Raw genomic sequence first — 18,922 nt, 5'->3', positions numbered from 1 at the left:
ATTTTCACAACAATAAGAACAGTATTCGTTCCTATCTGAAAATCCGAAATGGTTTCTGGAAATCCAGAATCATCGATATAGCTTTATCCCATACTTCTTCATCTTTTCGTAAAGGGTGGAATATCCAATCCCCAATACCCCAGCCACTTTTCTTTTATCAAAATTAAATCGCTTTAGATGTTTTTCAATTACCATTATCTCGGTATCTTCAACGATTTGTTTTAAGCCTCGTTCTTTTGCTTCTGCTCTGACAATGTATTCCGGTAAGTCATCTGCAGTTATATTATCATTGTTCGTTAAATGAACAGCTGCCTCAATCACGTTTTCTAATTCCCGGACATTACCCGGCCAGTTGTATTGTTCCAGTAAGGACATGACATTCGAATCTATGGGCACCACTCTTTTATTGATACGCGCTGTTACTTTTTTAAGCAAATGCTTCACAATCACAGAGATATCCTCAGGTCGTTCACGTAATGGCGGGATATATAATTCAACAGCATTTATTCGGTAATACAAATCTTTTCTGAAAGTTCCTTCGTCCAGTAATTCTTCTAAAGAGCGGCTTGTTGCAGCAATAACTCTGACGTCTATTTTTTTAGGCTCGGTAGCTCCAACCGGCTCTATTTCTTTTTCCTGTAACACCCTTAAGAGTTTAACTTGCAAGTATTGAGGCATGTCCCCTATCTCATCTAGGAAGATTGAACCGCCATCCGCTATTTGAAACTTACCCGGTTTCCCGCCCCGCTTTGCTCCGGTGAAAGACCCTTCTTCATATCCAAAAAGTTCCGACTCAAGCAAATCCATTGGAATAGCGCCGCAATTTACTTTTATAAACGGCTTGTCCGATCGTTCACTGTTTTGATGGATACTGTGTGCGATGATTTCTTTGCCTGTTCCGCTTTCCCCTCTTATTAAAACGGATATATTCCCCTTCGCCAATAGCATGACCTTTTCTTTTAAATTGTGAATTTCAGATGATATACCAATTAAGTCATCCAGGGAATATCTGGCCCCATTCGTTTTACTGGGCTCAGGCGGGTATAAGTTATACTCGCTCAGCAAATCCTGGATGTGATCATTCATGCTCTTCCATTCATGCAAATCACGGTAAATAATAGTCCCTATTGCACCAATAATCGTGCCGTTTTCCAGAATCGGAATCCTATTGGCTATGACAAACGTACCTTTAAGGAACTGCAGATCAGCTATTTCTTTGCTTCCGATCTGGGCGACCAGGTGCATCCTCGTATTTTCAATGACATCTGTCACATGCTGCCCCACAACTTGACTTTGTTCTTTTCCTAAAAACGCACAATAGTTTTTACTCATAAATTTGATGTTCCCGTCACTATCCACAATAACTGTTCCATAATAAGAGCTTTCAAAAATAATCTCCAATATCTTGTCATTAAAAGATGTTTCAAGCTTCATGTCATTTTCCTCCAATAAAATACCATACACGCTTTTCCTACTATTCAGTCTATTAGTATTCTAACAAAACTATTGAAATGTACAAGGACTTGTGTCTTGAAAACAAACTTGACTCAAGCATTTATAAGTTTGATCACTTAACGCTGACGGAATTGTGCAATGAAGGAATACTTCTAACGATAATCACCATACCATTCCCCGAACTTCTCATTGTGGCCCGGGGACTATTATTCTATAAAATTCGGGAAAGTGCACAGGGACCTTAACGAATCAAATGTATTATCAACGAATTTATGCAGCTAAAGATGTGAGTACAGTAAAATGGTCACTAGTCATCACGGCAATTATCATTGTACTGTCAGATGTATGGGCATCTATTATGGGAATTTCGATTCGTTCTATGAATCCTGGTTTGGAAAACTCTGAAATGGCTCCTGGTTGGTTTTTAACGCAACTTCCTCTCTGGTTTTTAGCAATATATTCCGCTTTTATCATAGCAGCTATTATGTCCACTGTTAGTAGTGCTGTTCAATCTGTTGTTGTAAATATAACCCGTGATATATATCAATCCTATATCAATCCAGAGGTGAGTGAGAGGAGATTATTAAACCTATCCAAACTTATGTCAATCATCGTTCTTTTTGTAGCAATTCTTTTGGCTGTATTATATCCATCAGCTTTAGACTGGCTTGTAGCCACTTATGCCTATTCCGCTTCCGGTTTATTGGTTCCTATTTTTCTTGGATTTTTCTTAAAAAACACCCGAATTTTAACCCAACAAGGGGCTATAGGCAGTATATTCATTGGCCTGTTGGGTACTGCGATTGCCCATATTATCGGGACTGATATCCCTTATGTTGTATTTGGATTGGTTGGTTCCTTGCTTGGAATATTCGTTATAAGCTTTCTTACAAGAAATAAAAGTGAGTCGGGCTTCTCTATCCCAATGTAGCGATTTGGTTGCAAATAAAACTAAAGGATACATGTACAATCATTGATGAAGTAAATAGATTAGGCGCCAAACGATTGGAAAGCTCTTCTGTTTGTGCTTCAATGAATTGTATAAACCTTAGACTAGTACTTCTTGAGTATACTCTTCACCTGCTGACAATCAACATGATTACCAGGCCACGGTAAGTACGAGGCTGCTAAATGACTGTTTGTTTTCTATTATCGCTACTAAATGGAAAAAGTGTCATGATGAACTTATACATGACACTTTTTCTTTTACCGATTTGAGAAACAGCACTGAATATTAGCGGGACTTCATTTCATTCGATAAAATTCGGAAGTGGCAGCCGTGCCTACATTTATGACATGAAAAAATGAATCTCTTGAACGATATGTTTGCAGTTGATGAGTTTTCAGGGGACCTTTTAGCAGGGCACTGGGGCACTCAATAAAAGGGTGGAAAATTGCTTACAGTCCTAACTTTAACGTCTTCCCTGTAGATCAAGAAGTTGAGAACATCGTAACAAATTCTGTAAAAGTTTTTGAAAACATGGGTGCTCACGTCGAGAAGGTTAATTTAGGGATTAATCGTTCACAACGGGAATTGAGTGATCCTTGGTGTAGGTTACTGATTATTTCGAATATGGTTTTCAGTAAAACTAAAATAACTCGTGAATAAGCAAATGCTTCTCACGAGTTATCTACCTAGTTATTCAACTTACGAAAAATCAATGAGATCCCTGTTTCTTCTGTTAAATGTAACGTCAAACCCTTCTGGATATGAATCTCTTCCGGTTACATCAACAGATGCTTTTCGTTTTGGAATTAAGCTAAAATCAAGATCAGCGTATACGATTCCTTCTTTATCATAAAGTGGACCTGCTAAATATTCACCACTTGGAGAGATAATCGCACTTCCGCCAAAATAATCCCAACTTGCATTACCGATTGAATCAATACCTTCCTCATCTTTGGAAACATAAAATGAGGATGCGATCACAAAACATTGTCCTTCAAGCGCATAAGCCTTGCTTGCTGTCTCGATAACCCCTTTATTCGAACGGCCATTTTCAAAAACTGGCCAACCCGGCCATGAAGCACAGTGAATTTGTTCACCTTGAGTTATTAATCCATATTTCAGCATTGGTTGCAAGTGCTCATAACAAATGAGGCCTCCAACACGACCTGCTGCTGTATCAACAACATTTAATCCGTTTACATCCCCCCGAGTATGGAACATCTTTTCCCTGTTTGAAGGAAATACTTTACGGTGAACATTTAATAGTTCCCCATCAGAACCAATAGTGACTAATGAATTAAAGATAACACCATCATAATGATCGATAATTTCGTTAATACCTGTCACAACAGTAATTCTATTTTCCTTAGCAGCCCTTTGCAGCGGTTCCAAATCCCCTCTCCCTATATTTACACATTCCAGAGTAAAATCAGCCAAGTCTTCTTCCCACCTTGAAGGTTCATTAAAATCAATGGACCAATTCGGATATGCTGGGATGAAACACTCCGGAAATACAGCAATCTCCGCTTGATTATCTGCTGCTTCTTTTACATATTCCAGCATTTTAGTTATTGTTTTTTTCTTATTAAACGGAAAAACTGGAGAAATTTGTACTGCTGCTGCTTTTATTTTTGGATATGACTGTTGTTCGCTCATCTTAATCTCCCCTAATCTTAATTAGTATTTTTTATATAACTATTTGACTTCTTCCCATTCCCATATAATTTTGAAACAAGTGTATCGTGAAATTCGTTTTGTATAGCTGACGGCTCTCTATTATCCAGAAGACTTCCTCCGAAAAACACAATACTGGCAAGTATGATTCCTGACGCCGCGGGTCCCATCGGAAGTGGTGAACCAAGTAAATAAACTAGCGTTAAAGCTACTTCCCCAACAATAATACTCAATATCGCAGCCGTTGTACTCGCTTTCCTCCACAACAAAGGACCTATCGCAGCGGGCACAAGCTGTATAGAGATGGCAAATCCTAATGATGCAAGCGGTACTAGGAAACCTTGCGCTGCAGGAAGGAATGAAAGTAAAACAACTAGGCCAGTAAGTGCCAAAACAGTCGTTTTTCCGATGACAGTTGTTTGTTTAACTGTTACGTCCTTGTTAAAGAAACGAACATAAATATCAGTGACCAATAAACTGGCTGATGATAACATCTGACTGTTAATAGTTGAAATACCAGCCGCCAAGATCGCTGCTACCACAATAGATCCGAAAATAGGTGCATAGCTTGAGAAAAACACCGGAATAATCTGGTCACTGTTAGCAGCAGTTATTCCAGGAACCAAACCGGGATAATGTGCTAAAATTCCAATGAACAAGGCCCCGCAGGCCATTAGCCATGAATTCCAAAATGGTGTTATTACGGATGTTTTAGCCAAAATCATTGGTGATTTAGCAGAGTAAAACTTTTGCCACATATGGGGCATCACCCAATAACCTAAACCCAATCCAAGAGCTGTATCAAAAATACCCCAGAAATCACCATGATTTGTTAGAATTTCAGGAGCAACATTTTCAATTGATTTCAGTGCATTTACTCCACCAGTATTCATAAAAAAGATTGCCGTAATAAAAATTAATACAAAGCCAAAGAAGAAGCCCATAAATGTGTCTGACCATGCTGCACCTCGTCCACCACTAAGCGTTACGATAAGACCAACGAAGGCACCCATAATCAAAACACCAATCCAATATGGAATTTGTTCTCCCGTCAGACTGTTTAACGCCGAGGCACCGCCAGTCACCTGAATTAACATATAAGGAACTAACCCAATAATACCTATTACAGCAAATAGCAGACGTAACGTACTGCTTTTATAGTACTTTTCAATTAACTCACCGGGCGTCACGAAATTGTACTTCTTCCCTAAGTACCATATTCGTGCACCGAATATCCAAATAAACATCGCGTGCACAATTGCCCAAGCCGCAAAAGCAATAAACCATACGCCACCCCTGTAATATGAGCCAACTGCTCCGAGTAGTGTCCATGTGCTAAAGAAACTAGCTCCTGTCGTCATGACCATAACGATTGTTCCAAGACCACGATTTGCCAGATAGAAATCGTCCGGAGTAGAAATATTTGAGCGGGAAGCCAAAAACGAAATAGATAGTAATATAATTAAAAATAACGAAAGTACAATAATGGTAGTCGTTACCGAAGCCATGTTATTCCCTCCTTTGCTTTTCGTCTAATAATTCTTGTTCAGTTCTTAAAGCAAACGGTCTAAAGAACTTTTTATAAACGTAAATAACAATGATAGTATTGATTAAATTGAGTAACAAAACCCAAAATAATGGCAATGGCAGTGGCCCAACCCAGGTTAATGAATTGAATATGCCGAGATTAGGTAAAAAAGTTAATGCGTACAGGATAAAAAATACAGCTAACGTAATTCCGTGTTTCTTTTGCATAAAACTCACTCCCTTCGTTTCTATAATTGTAAGCGTTGTCAGTATTCGAAACAATAAAATAAATACAAAAATCTATGCATATTTGCATTTATTTACAATCCTAGTGTACACTTAATGATTTAAAGCCTTGGGAGAACAAAGCAAACCCTGGTTATGCAGTATTGCATAATCAGGTTAAAGTTCATATTTCTTTAACTTCCTGCTTATATTTGACTGATTAACACCCAAGATTTGTGCCATTTTAGTAGTAGACGCAAAACGTTCTTTTGCTTTGTACAGCAGTTCCTTCTCAACCTGTTCGATTGCTTCTTTCAAAGGTATTAGTTCATTAACAGAAATGGATGATGATAGTTCATGATCTCCTTTGATATACTCCGGAATTAATTCACGATTCAAAACTTCATTATCAGACAGAAGCACCATATGTTCGATAACATTCTTCAGCTCATTTACATTACCAAGCCAATCATATCGTTCGATGAATCTTCTTACTTCATTACTGAAGTATTTATTGCTGTCCTGCTCATCATTAAATTGTCGCAAAAAATATAGGCAGAGTGGAATAATATCTTCACGTCGATCCTTTAATGGAGGTATTTCAATTGGAATGACATTCAAAAGAAAAAATAGATCTTTTCGAAAGTCACCTTTTTCCATTAATTTATATAAATCCATATCTGTTGTTGCCATTATTCGGGCTGAATTTGGATCACCTTGGATATGCTCAACAAAACCTGTCAGATCCCCCTGTAGCTTCTCACTTAATTCCGAGATATTCTCAAAAATAATGGTACCGTTATACGCTCTATTACCAATATGAGGATTATTTTCTCCGTTGTTGTCGGTAACATTTATATCCTCTAAAAAGATGTTATCTGTAATGGCAGCACAATTAAGAATGATAAAAGGACTTGAACTTCTTTCACTGTAATTATGAATAAATTCACATAATAAACGTTTGCCTACTCCATTTTCACCTTTTACTATTACAGGAGAGTTACTAATTGCTGCTTTTTTGGCAATGGCAATGACTTTTCTCATTGCCGGGCTTCGATAAATTAACCTGTTTTGAACACCCTTTTTCTCCCGTAATGACAACAGTTCTTCCCTGTATCCTTCAAGTAATGATTTCGTATCCTGCAGTTCCTTTTGCAGGTGACTAACTTCCGTAATGTCTCGGGATACGTTTACTACCCTGATAATGTTGTCATTTTCATCTTTAATCGGGATTCCAAGAATTATCAGCCTCTTTCCTGTTTTCGTGGTTTGAATAGCTGAAACTTTTCTGTCCGCTTCTAGTACAAGCCTAATAACAGAAGGATGAAATACGCCTTCTTTTTCCAGTTTATAAACACTTTGCCCCTCTAACTCTTCCGGAGAAAGCCCCCATATTTTTTTGGCTGCCTCACTGACTCTTAATGTTACTCCATCACCATTTGCAATATAGATAACATCAAAGGTATGTTTGAAGATAGCCTCAATATCCAAGTTCATCTCCTCATACTTTACTTCTCTTGAATCTTTCTCACGTAAGATATACAGGCTATTTTTGTCGTCGTTAAATAGTATTCTTCCTTCAATATTCTCCGATAAATTGATCACTGATTTCATGTTTGAATTAAGATGAACTTCTATCTTTACTTTGGATATATCTATATCATGCTTGACCAACATTAATTTAGCCAATTCGTTCATTTTGTTGTAGGTATAGTTTTCATCGAAGATTATAACTGGTACTTTAAATTCATCCAAAGTCATTGTATCGAAAAAACCATTATTCATTTCCACCACCCCTAGTGATTTGCCTATATTCTACCAATAAAAAAACTAAACTGCGATATGAAATGTGTAGGCACTTCCATTTAGACAGTTTAGTTTATACTCTCAACTGAGCTAATTATTCAATTATTTAGCTAACACCATATAATTCCTCATTATTAATCTCCATCTCCAACAAAGCACTGCTCAAACTTTTTCCATGAGTATCCATTGCAAGTGAAGTTGTTACTCCTCCCAATAGGCTGCTGTAACAAACGAAATTTAAAGCTTTAATATTCGGCAGTTCATAACGAATCACTTTACCAGAGACTATATCTCTTAAATGATCCTTAACTTTATCTGCCGTTACCTCTTTACATAGCCAACCATAATGGTCTTCATTGTATGGGATAAGCGAGAGATTTATGATATCTCCCTTATCCCCTGCCCTGCTATGAGCCACTTCAACTAATTTCATAACTCGTTTTCCCACTCCCTGTAATAGATTTTTGTGTTCACTTGATCTCTAGGAATTAGCGAAGAAACGACACCAATTGATTCAGTAACTTTCTTTCGTGCACCGCCACCGCCATAGGGTCCATTAAGATATAATGATTCTACTTCTTCGCCAATTAATGCTGCTTGTAGATTTGAGTGATGGTAGCCTGCCGCACGAACTCTGACTTCATAAGGAATCAATGAGTCGTCAAAATTGGTTCGGTGTACAGAAGATAAACCAATATAATCAATCCTCAAATCTGGTATCTTCCCCGAGAGCCTTTCCTTCAAAATCTCGCCAGCTAATTCAGCACGCTCTACAGCATTTGTACCGGCATATGAAATTTCTCCTTCGCCTAGGAAACCTGCATGATAACCTAAAGAAACTTTAAATGAATCTGTTTTTTCTCGCCCACTACCATTAAATACTTTGACTTGATTTTCCCCAATTTCTTTAATTTGAACAGACGTAAAGTCAGCTATTACATCAGGCGTTATATATTCAGCTGGATTGTGAACTTCATATAACAATTGCTCTTTAACCGTTCTAAGATCAATTAGTCCTCCTGTTTTTTCCGCTTTTTTTATAATTGCCTGACCATTGGAAGCTATTTCGGCATAAGGAAAGCCAATGTTAGCCATATCAGTGACATTCTTCTTATTCCCATCTGCAAAATATCCCCCACTGACTTGACCAGCACATTCAAGTAAATGACCATTAATTGTTCCTTGCCCTAATTTGTTATAATCTTCTTTTGACCAATTAAAATGATATACTTGTGGTGCAAGGAAAAGAGATGGATCAGCAACCCTTCCTGTGATAATGATGTCCGCTTCTGATTCAAGAGCAGGCAGTAATGCGTCAACACCAAGATAGGCATTAGCAGATAATATTGGGTCGTAAGATGATAGTTTGCTGTTATCTTCCCAAATTTTAGAGTTCCGATCAATTTGATCCAATACATCATCACCTGTTACAGCGGCAACCTTACAAGAAAGTTTTAGTTCTTCGGCTATTTCAAGGATTTTTTCTGCTCCTGCAATCGGGTTAGCAGCTCCCATATTTGTTATTAAACGGACACCCTTTTTTAAAAGCAGTGGAAGAAGTCTTCGAATTCTCCTTTCCAATAAGGGGTCGTACCCTTCGTCCGCCTGATGTGATTTTTTCTTTTGCGCAAGTGCAATAGTTCTTTCTGCTAAACATTCCAAAACTAGATAATCTAAGTCGACTTGTTGTAATAACTCTTCTGCAGGCTCAATTCGGTCTCCCGAAAAACCTGCACCTGACCCTATTTTTAGCATGATATCCTCCTATATTACCTCAATGAATTTTAAAATAATGGTATCGCTCCTGTAATTATCGCAACTATTGTCATTACAATTGTCGTTCCGAAAGCCCACTTAAAAATAAATCGCTGATGATCGCCTAAATCTACTTCAGCTAAACCAATAAGTAAAAATGTTGATCCAGTTAACGGGCTAAGTGGAAAGCCGGTAGTCATTTGTCCTAATATTGCGGCTCGTGCCATTTCCAAACTTTCTATCCCGTAAGCCGAAGCAGTTTGACTTATAACAGGAAGAACCCCAAAGTAAAAGGAGTCCGGTGTAAACAAAAGACTTAATGGCATACTAAACACCGCAACTATAACAGCCATAGTCCCTCCCAAGCTCTCAGGGATGATAGAAATCATCGACTCCGCCATTGCATCAATCATTCCAGAACCCGATAATATACCTGTAAAAATACCTGCTGCAAAAATAATCATGGAAACCGTTATAACACTAGGCGCTAAAGAAGTGATACGTTCTTGCTGTACCTTTGGGTTTGGATAGTTTACTAACAATGCAATAGCAAAGCCAACCATAAAGACGATTGACAATGGTAGCCAAGTTTGAACCAATGCAACTATAACCAATATTGTCAGAAACAGGTTTACCCAAAAGAGCTTTGGGCGTTTTAATGCCTTTTCTTCCTCTGTCAGTTCACTATGATAATCATATTCAATAGCTTGAACACCCAATCTTTTCCGCTCTTTCTTTCCCAATAAATAAGCCACGAATAACACCCATAAAACGCCAGCAATTATTGCTGGGATAATTGGATTGAAAATGTTGGTAGCATCTGTATTTAATGCACTAGCAGCTCTTGCGGTTGGACCGCCCCATGGGACGAGATTCATTGTTCCAGCTCCTAATGCTACAATGCCCGCTAATACAATCCTTCTAATGCCGAGTTTGTCGTAAAGTGGAAGAAATGCAGGTATAGTAATTAAAAATGTCGAAGCACCTGAGCCATCCAAATGTGAAACCATTGCAACGACTGCTGTCCCGATTACTATTTTAGTAGGATCACCTTTAATTAATTTCAAAATACTGGAAATGATTGGATCAAACAAACCAGCTTGATTCATAATTCCAAAATAAAGAATTGCAAAAGCCAGCATTATCCCGGTAGGAGCAACCCCCGTAATTCCTTCTAACATCATTGATCCCAAGTCAGCAGTTATTCCACCGAGTAAAGCAAAAACAGTTGGAACTACAATTAAAGCAGCAATTACCGACATCCGTTTCGTTAAAATAAGAGCTAAAAAAATAGCAATGGTCAAAAAGCCCAGTAGTGCTAACATAAGTCTTCCCCTTTCAATTAATTAAAATTTGTCTATCCTCTGTCCGAGTTTTTTATACGATGTTTTTCCTGTCACCCCCCCTTTGTCAATAAACACTTATCTATAGTAAATGCAAAAATTATGCCAAAAAAAGAAGCCCATGAATCGGGGCCTTTTCACATACATTTATTTAATAGTTCTAAATCCTTATAATAATTGATTAATCCTTCACCGATAATCAATAAAATGAAAGCGCTTTTATTAAGTGGTTCTAAAAATGTAGAACTCTTTCTAATTATCTAGAACTGTTGTTTATTTTATTATACAAAGTCGCTAGTGAAATACCTAATTTATTTGCTGCTTTTTTCTTCCCTTCAAGAGTATGCCCACAGTTTTCTAAAGTTTCCTGAATAACTGCCTGTTCTGTCTCAAGTAAAATGTCTTTCAAAGTTTCCTGTTGAAATGTTTTAGTAAATCGCCCTTGTTTTCTAATAGGCTCAGGTAAATGTTGAAGTTCAATCATTTCATTGTCGATCATGTTTATACCATATTGAATAACATTAAAAAGTTCCCGTGTATTACCAGGCCAATCATATTGCTGCAATACCTCACGTGCCTCGCTCGTTAGGGTTAAGGAAGAACTTATATCTTCTTGGCTTAGCAAGTGATTTATTAGTACATTAAGATCATTTTTTCGTTTTCGAAGTGGTGGAATTGCAATCTGAATTCCATTTAATCGATAGTATAAATCCTCTCTAAATTTATCCTTTTTCACCATATTTTCCAAGTCTTTATTTGTTGCTGTGATCACTTGAACATCTAATGCCTGTTCAGCTAAACTACCTACTTTGCGAATTCGTCCATCTTGTAGAACTCTTAAGAGCTTGGCCTGCAGTTCTAAAGGCATATCTCCAATTTCATCTAAAAATAGAGTACCGAGATGGGCTAATTCAAATAATCCAATTTTCCCACCCTTCTTTGAATCAGTGAAGGTTCCTTCCTCGTAACCAAATAGTTCGGTTTCAAGCAGTGATGTAGGGATGGCAGCACAATTAACAGGAACAAACGGATGGTTAGATCGAGGACTCTCATGATGAATAGCATGAGCAAATAATTCTTTCCCCGTCCCACTTTCCCCTTGAATAAGAATGTTTAAGTTTGAATGTGCTGCTTTTTTACTAAGATTAACAGACTCTTTTAAACCATCATCTCCCCCCACAATGTCATCAAATGTATAACTGGTTTTATAAATTTGTCCCATGGTTTTTTCTAATTTCCCGAGCTTTTCCTGGTTTTTTTCGAGCTCCTTTGCTAGGTCATGGACCTCATTTAAACTTTTTAGTACTGAGACAGCTCCGGCTTTTTTGCCCCTTATATATATTGGTGCCATATCTACAATGTATCTATTATTTCCTTCTTTACGTTGTATTCCTGATCGTCGCTTACCATCTCTGAGAGTCTTTGGTAAAACAGCACCTTTCCTTACGTCAATCAAATATCTTCCTATAATCTTATTCCTTCTCACACCAGTAATTTCAGTATACTCCTTATTTATAAACTGTACTATTCCTCGAGAATCTATTACCAAAACACCGTCATTAATGGAATCAATAATACCTTCTAACCAACTTGTATAGTCGGTAGCTAAACTAAAATTTTGTTTACTGTAATCCTGCATGATTTAATATTCTCCTCAATGAATAAGTATTTCACAAATAGACTGTCATTTAATTATATTATGATTGTATGATTTATTCGAGTGAATATTTTATATTATTTAAAAGATAGCGGTTACCTTGTTTATGATTAAGTAGCATTAAAGCTTAATACCTCCTCTTCATAACTATAATCGAAACATTTAAGGAGTTGGGGGCATGAGATTGAAAAATGTTTTTATTTTTTCGGACGGAAGATGCCAGTTTTACCAAGTCCGTTTCGATTATAGGGGTGAGGAAGACTATTTATAACCGAGTTTAAGCGGTGCCATAAAATCCTAGACAACGCCGCTTCAGTGAAAAGTTCAATCTTTTGTGTTGATGAAATAAAACCACAAATCAAAAAGAGCTACCAGTTTTAAAACTAGCAGCTCATATATAATATAATTCTACTAAACTCGAGAGTAATAGGCATCCTAACTATTTAAACCCATGACACCACAAACTCAGCCTCACCTGAAAACTCGTATTTTCCGGTTCCGTGCGGCAATATAAAGTGCATGCCTTTTTCTATTTCGAATTGTTTATCACCGACGGTAAGAACAGCTTGGCCTGCAATCACACTGACCTGCAGAAAATCAGACTTCATTAACTGTTCGACGCGGCCATTGAGTACCCAGTGGCTCACACCAAAATAATTATTTACAACGAGCTTTGTTATCGTCAAATCACCCGAAACAGCTTCTTCTTGATTCAACTCGGGAATCTGATGCGGAACGTTTGTCACCGCTGCAGCTTTCTTTAGATGCAGCTCCCGTTTATTTCCATCAGCGTCCGTCCGGTTATAATCATAGACACGATAAGTCGTATCCGAACTCTGCTGTGTTTCCAGGAGAACAATGCCGCCACCGATCGCATGAATGGTCCCGCTTGGCACATAGACAAAATCGCCGGGTTGCACCTTCACATGCCTCAATAGCTTGTCCCATTCACTGTCCGCCATCATCTGCTCAAGTTCTTGCTTTGTCTCCGCGTGATGTCCCAAAATAAGTTCTGCGCCCGGATCCGCATCCAGTATATACCAGCATTCCGTTTTCCCGTATGGGACACCTTCTATTTCACGGGCAAACGCATCGTCCGGATGCACCTGCACCGACAGATCATCATTGGCATCTAAAATTTTGACGAGTAGCGGGTATGCTTCATTATTATCTGCTGATTTATTGAAAAGTTCACCATAGGAATCCCAGGCGTCAGCTAAGGTGTGACCTTTTAACGGACCGTTTTGGATTTTGCTCGGACCGTTTGGATGAGCTGAAATCACCCAGGCTTCTCCGGTTTGCTCTGAAGGAATATCATAATCATAAACGGTTTTTAATTTATCGCCGCCCCAGATTTTTTCCTGCGCTTATTTAGTTCCCCTACTCTAACAAGATGACCCAGCCGCTGCTTCGATATCAGCGCCAGATCGGGCCAAAACTGCCAACACCCAATGCTTCCAGTTCATACGCTGAAAAAAATGCCCTCACTTCCTGAAGTGTTTCGTCCGGATTCCTGGTCGGTATATTTTCCTTTACCTTAATTTCACCGGAACGATCACCAACCGCACAGACAATTTTCGTACCCCCTGCTTCGATTGCACCTATTAACATATGTTGCTCGCCTCCAAAAGGAAAAGTCTTGTAGCCACAGATTCACAAGACTTTTCCTTTTATTACTGCTCCTTTTTCGTAACAAACGGCTATTTCTTAAAAAATAGAATATCATCCTGACCGGCAGTTACAGATCCTGCCCCATTCGGTCGGATTTCCTGCATTTCATCTGTATTCGTAACAATGATTGGAATGATGGTACTTGCTGCTTTATCCTCAATAACGTTCATGTCAAAACGCAGCAACTTGTCACCTTGGTTAACGGTGTCGCCTTCTTCTACGTGAACAGTAAAACCTTCTCCATTTAAATTCACGGTTTCAAGACCCACATGGACCAGGATTTGTGCACCATTTTCTGCTTCTATTCCAATCGCATGTTTAGTGGGAAACACTTGAACAATTTCCCCGCTGACCGGAGCAAAAACTTCCTCGTCACTTGGTTTAATGGCACACCCGTCTCCCATCATTTTCTCTGAAAAGACCGGATCTGGAACGTCCTCCAGTGGGATGAATTCTCCTGTCACAGCTGAATGTACAGCAATTTCTTTTATTTCTTCCTTTTTCTTAAATAAATTTTTAAACATCTCTATTCATCCTATCATATTATTGTTTGAAGATTAGAGGCTAGTCACAAACCTTTTTTAAAGCCCAGTGTGTAACAGTCATCTCTAGGTTGTTATTTGCCTGAAAAATAACATCCCTTTCTTGTAAGTCATCAAAAATCCGTGCTGAAAATACAGCATCTCCATCATTAACAAACAATTCTATTGAAGATGTATCTTTAAACAACTGCAAATGTTTTAAATCACACAGTTCACAATGCCTTGTTTCAAATTTCCCAGGCTCGGCAAAACTGCGTCGTTTCAGTGTCATAGTTTTCTTTCGCTTATCAAAGGTTATAGATGTACTGGTTCCAACGGTCATCGAATATAATTCCGCATCGTGACTATCAAAACTTATATCCAGTTCGAAGGCTATACCAGGTCTGGATGGCGGGGATAGCTCCCCATCCCCGAAAATGAAGGTTGTTTGATGACCTTCCCTTTTTCGTAGCAAAGCCATTTCTTCCACAGGACGCTGCTTTAACGCACCATTTTCCCATGTCAACTCCCGTGGAATCGTCAGCGCATGGATCCAACCATAATGTGTAGTAGGATGTGCTGATTCATTTTCGGGAACACCCATCCAACCGACCATGATTCGCCGCCCTTTATGATCCAGCATTGTCTGTGGCGAATAGAAATCAAATCCATTATCCAGCTCAGTAAATGCCCCATGCTGATAGCTAATTGTATCGTAGTCCATGTCTCCCGCTATATAGCCGGACTGATAAATATTATTGAAAAGGGAACCTCGAGGGCTCAAACCTTGCGGGGAAATCATCAAAATGTCCTTCCCAGCCAATTCAAAGAAATCCGGGCATTCCCACATGTAACCAAACGCACCAAGCCCGTTTAAACCACTACCTGCAATCGGTCCTTTATAGATCCAGTTCATCAGATCATCCGATGTGTACCAGACAACAGCACCGTTACCAGATTCCGTCTGAGCACCAATCACTATGTGCCACTGATCGTGTTTATAAAACACTTTCGGGTCCCGGAAGTGTGCAGTGTATCCACGAGGAACATCAATCACAATGCCTTTTTTATGAAACGTCAAACCATCTTCAGAGACAGCCATACATTGATAAGACGAGCGACGGCCTGATTCATCTTTCACATTTCCCGTATAAAAAAGATATAACTTGTTTTGATGAACAACAGCACTCCCTGAATAACAGCCATCCTTGTCATACCATTGATCCGGCGCCAATGCCACAGGTGCTGATTCCCAATGGACGAGATCCGGCGAGACATAATGACCCCAATATTTGACGCCGTGCTCTGTTCCAAACGGATTCCATTGATAAAAAAGATGATAGTTTCCATTGAAAAAGACAAAACCGTTTGGGTCGTTTAACAGCCCGACCGGTGGCATCAAATGATAATGCAGACGGTAAAGGTCATATGTTACAACGTCTTTAAAGTCATTTGCCCGACATTCAGCAAGTCCAAGTAATCCTGAAGAGTTTTGTTTCATGTTCGTTAATTCTCCTAAATCAAAGATGTTTATTATCTATTGTTCTATTTCAGTATTTTGCAATTTATCATCGGAATAACCGAACTCCCCATGCATTTGGCAATGAAGGACTTACTAACATCAACCCAAGCACGATACCAATAATCGAGGTTATTCGGATCTTCTATCACACTCTCATAATATCCATCACCAGTAACACGAGGGCCATTCACTAAGCAATAACCATCATTTTGTACACGTTCCGTCAACTTATTGACGGATTCCCTGCTCCCAAGGGCAATTGCAATATGAGCCCAGCCAATCCTATTGTCATAATTCGACTTATTGACTCCCGGCTTGCACGTGCACCTTCGTCAAACGTAAAAAATAGGATTCAAATTGCTTTTCCTCATTATGATATCTTGAGTTTGCTTGTGCATTAAATCACGTTTCATTAAAATGTCTTCATAACTTCTATATCTTTAACCCAGATTGCCACATGCTCTACTTTCATCTTATCCCCCGAATTAATGGTTTAAATTACTGCCAAATGGACCCTGATTTAAAAAATATTGATCAATTATCTCCAATACACCACTTTCCTCATTTGATGGTGCTATATAATTTGCGATATTTTTTACTTCATCGCTCGCATTTTCCATTGCAAATCCATACTTTACATGCTTTAGCATTTCAATATCATTGCCTCCGTCACCAAAAGCCATCGTTTCATCGTCTTTAATATCCCATTTTTGCTGTAAGAATTGGATACCTGAAGCTTTATGGAATCCAGGAACAATTAAATCTATACTCCCATGCCCACTAGAGACAGGTGTTATGATTTTTCCGATTTTACTGTGCAGCAGATCTCTTAAAGGATTCGTTTCCTCCTCTGGACAAAATAATGCAAACTTTAAAATTTGATCATCAATCAGCTCAAAGCTTTGTACCCTCTTTAATCTGATATAATACTTATTCATTGTTTCAAAAAAATCATCAGATACACTCTCAAGAACATAGGCACTTTCTTTTCCACATAATACAATGGACAATTTATTATACATTACCAGCACATCCATAATAAGATTTACATCCTTCTTAGGAATTTCGGCAGAGGATACCTCCTGTCCTTGATTCACAACAAGAGCCCCATTTTCAGAAATGTAGCTTATTTCGTCCTGTATGTCACCAAAGAATGATTTCAACTGATAATATTGATTTCCGCTTGCAACTACAAATTGAACTCCCTGCTCCTTCAATTTTAAATATTGTTTTAAAAATCTTTCATAATCATATTTCTTTTGGATATTAAGAAACGTTCCATCCATATCAACAGCTATCAATTTTACGGTCACATCGGTTCCTCCTAATAGTCCGACCTTATTAAGTAACAGCTTAAGAAGTAACCTAGATTCAAGGGAGCCTTAATTCTACGTTCTCTTTAAAAAATCATCAAATCCAAAATCCTCCCTAGCCGAACCAGGGAGGAAAATGTCACCTACTATTACTATCTCAGTTCTGGCCAATACTCTTTATTGGCTTCATATAAATCATCAAGTACATCTTTAGCAACTCGTGCACTCGGAACAATCTTTGAAAGTGTTAACGCTTGCCATAATTTTTGGTATGAGTTTTCAATACAAGCCTCTACAACAAGCTTTTCAACAGCAACCTGCTGTTCCATTAGCCCTTTCTGAAATCTAGGAATTTCTCCCATTACAAGTGGTTCTGGTCCCTGACTTCCCACCAGACACGGAACTTCAACCATTGCAGTAGGTTCAAAATTACTTATTGCCCCGTTATTTTCAACAATCAACAGCATACGCTCTTTCGTGTTAAAAGCAATAGCACGTGCTAAATCGACAATATAAGAAGCATGTTCATCAATCGTCAGTTCAGTACCTGCCGATGTCCTATTATCGACAATTTTTTGGCACTCACTAAAAATAAACTTTTCCCGACCTTCCATAACTTCATTAGTCCGTGTGTATTCAGGATTTGAATGATCTACTTCATAATCCGGATAAAAGTAATATTTCAAATAAGTATTTGGGAGTGTATCCGGATCAAGTGCCTGAACATCTTTGGCTTTGGCAAATGTGCTGTTCCAACTGGCATCGGAATGCTGCTTAGACTCGTCGGCAGTAACATAACCATACTTAGAAACATGATCACGAATTTGTGGTAATAAATCATTCCCCTCCTTGTCCCTTATGTCAAACCACCAGCCAAAATGATTTAACCCGTAATATTTTACTTCCATTTCCTTACGTGAAGTCAGACCAATGCTGGATGCCATTAATTCCTCAATACCAATTGGCATATCACAGATATTTAAAATATTTGAATTTGGGCGTAAGCGTCGTGTTGCCTCAGCAACGATGGCCGCTGGATTTGAATAATTTAGAAACCATGCATCAGGAGAATATTTTTCCATGTAATCGATGAGTTCAAGAACCGGACCAATCGAGCGCATACCATAGGCAACACCGCCCGGACCACATGTTTCCTGACCAACAACTCCATGTTTAAGAGGGATCTTTTCATCCTTTTCACGCATCGCATATTTTCCCGCACGAATATGTGCCATTACAAAGTCGACATTGCTGAATGCTTCTTCTGGATCAACGGTTTCCACAAATTTAATTTCAGGAGCCTTTTCTTTTAGAAGAATTTCACATGCTCCTGCAACAATGGACTGCCTCTCCTTATCATTATCATAAAGTTTTATTTCTTTTATTGGAAATCTATCCAGGTTCTCAATCAACATTAATATAATACCCGGGGTAAATGTACTGCCTCCACCTGCAACTGCTATAGAAAATTTTTTCATCTTTTGTTTCCTCCCATTTGTTGTTA

General features: G+C 38.5%; 15 protein-coding genes and 2 pseudogenes. 1 reads left to right on the top strand and 16 read right to left on the bottom strand.

The window, feature by feature from the left end; translation table 11 throughout:
• Positions 1–69: 69 nt before the first annotated feature.
• Complete coding sequence (locus ON01_RS14460) at positions 70–1,434, bottom strand: sigma-54 interaction domain-containing protein (RefSeq protein ID WP_010531787.1); 1,365 nt, start codon at positions 1,432–1,434, stop codon at positions 70–72.
• A gap of 259 nt (positions 1,435–1,693) precedes the next feature.
• Here ON01_RS14460 and ON01_RS14455 point away from each other — a divergent pair.
• Positions 1,694–2,386: pseudogene (locus tag ON01_RS14455) on the top strand (sodium:solute symporter family transporter); the annotation flags it as partial.
• Between the two features lie 717 nt (positions 2,387–3,103).
• Here ON01_RS14455 and ON01_RS14450 read toward each other — a convergent pair.
• From ON01_RS14450 to ON01_RS14385, 15 genes and pseudogenes are all read right to left on the bottom strand, one after another.
• Positions 3,104–4,060 (bottom strand): carbon-nitrogen hydrolase family protein, encoded by a 957-nt coding sequence (locus tag ON01_RS14450; protein ID WP_010531785.1) that lies wholly within the window; start codon positions 4,058–4,060, stop codon positions 3,104–3,106.
• A gap of 17 nt (positions 4,061–4,077) precedes the next feature.
• The gene (locus ON01_RS14445; protein WP_010531784.1) at positions 4,078–5,586 is read right to left on the bottom strand and encodes a sodium:solute symporter family protein; all 1,509 of its coding nucleotides are present in this window, start codon (positions 5,584–5,586) and stop codon (positions 4,078–4,080) included.
• Between the two features lies 1 nt (position 5,587).
• Complete coding sequence (locus ON01_RS14440) at positions 5,588–5,833, bottom strand: hypothetical protein (protein ID WP_010531783.1); 246 nt, start codon at positions 5,831–5,833, stop codon at positions 5,588–5,590.
• A 174-nt stretch (positions 5,834–6,007) separates the two neighbouring features.
• Positions 6,008–7,615, bottom strand: coding sequence for a sigma 54-interacting transcriptional regulator (locus ON01_RS14435; RefSeq protein ID WP_010531782.1), 1,608 nt, complete (start codon positions 7,613–7,615; stop codon positions 6,008–6,010).
• 127 nt (positions 7,616–7,742) lie between these two features.
• Positions 7,743–8,069 (bottom strand): AtuA-related protein, encoded by a 327-nt coding sequence (locus tag ON01_RS14430; protein ID WP_010531781.1) that lies wholly within the window; start codon positions 8,067–8,069, stop codon positions 7,743–7,745.
• Positions 8,066–9,391 (bottom strand): acyclic terpene utilization AtuA family protein, encoded by a 1,326-nt coding sequence (locus ON01_RS14425; RefSeq protein ID WP_010531780.1) that lies wholly within the window; start codon positions 9,389–9,391, stop codon positions 8,066–8,068. The genes ON01_RS14430 and ON01_RS14425 overlap by 4 nt, the downstream gene beginning before the upstream one ends.
• Positions 9,392–9,420: 29 nt before the next feature.
• The gene (locus ON01_RS14420) at positions 9,421–10,716 is read right to left on the bottom strand and encodes a CitMHS family transporter (protein WP_010531779.1); all 1,296 of its coding nucleotides are present in this window, start codon (positions 10,714–10,716) and stop codon (positions 9,421–9,423) included.
• Positions 10,717–10,990: 274 nt separating this feature from the next.
• Positions 10,991–12,373 (bottom strand): sigma-54 interaction domain-containing protein, encoded by a 1,383-nt coding sequence (locus ON01_RS14415; RefSeq protein ID WP_010531778.1) that lies wholly within the window; start codon positions 12,371–12,373, stop codon positions 10,991–10,993.
• Positions 12,374–12,834: 461 nt separating this feature from the next.
• The gene (gene manA / locus ON01_RS14410; protein WP_050901129.1) at positions 12,835–13,746 is read right to left on the bottom strand and encodes a mannose-6-phosphate isomerase, class I; all 912 of its coding nucleotides are present in this window, start codon (positions 13,744–13,746) and stop codon (positions 12,835–12,837) included.
• A 61-nt stretch (positions 13,747–13,807) separates the two neighbouring features.
• Positions 13,808–14,002: an ROK family protein gene (locus ON01_RS14405; RefSeq protein ID WP_010531776.1), complete on the bottom strand. Its 195-nt coding sequence runs from the start codon at positions 14,000–14,002 to the stop codon at positions 13,808–13,810.
• Between the two features lie 89 nt (positions 14,003–14,091).
• A complete protein-coding gene (locus ON01_RS14400) occupies positions 14,092–14,586 on the bottom strand; it encodes a PTS sugar transporter subunit IIA (RefSeq protein WP_010531775.1) in 495 nt (164 codons plus the stop codon).
• 40 nt (positions 14,587–14,626) lie between these two features.
• Positions 14,627–16,084, bottom strand: coding sequence for a glycoside hydrolase family 32 protein (locus tag ON01_RS14395; RefSeq protein ID WP_010531774.1), 1,458 nt, complete (start codon positions 16,082–16,084; stop codon positions 14,627–14,629).
• 155 nt (positions 16,085–16,239) lie between these two features.
• Positions 16,240–16,577: pseudogene (locus ON01_RS19955) on the bottom strand (VOC family protein); the annotation flags it as partial.
• A 13-nt stretch (positions 16,578–16,590) separates the two neighbouring features.
• Entirely contained in the window at positions 16,591–17,418 is an 828-nt protein-coding gene (locus ON01_RS14390) for a Cof-type HAD-IIB family hydrolase (RefSeq protein WP_010531772.1), read from the bottom strand.
• Between the two features lie 152 nt (positions 17,419–17,570).
• Positions 17,571–18,896: a 6-phospho-alpha-glucosidase gene (locus tag ON01_RS14385; RefSeq protein ID WP_010531771.1), complete on the bottom strand. Its 1,326-nt coding sequence runs from the start codon at positions 18,894–18,896 to the stop codon at positions 17,571–17,573.
• Positions 18,897–18,922 lie beyond the last annotated feature (26 nt).

Origin of the sequence: Lentibacillus jeotgali (assembly GCF_000224785.1) — a bacterium.
GTDB lineage: Bacteria > Bacillota > Bacilli > Bacillales > Amphibacillaceae > Lentibacillus > Lentibacillus jeotgali.
This window is presented reverse-complemented; position numbering and strand designations above follow the sequence as displayed.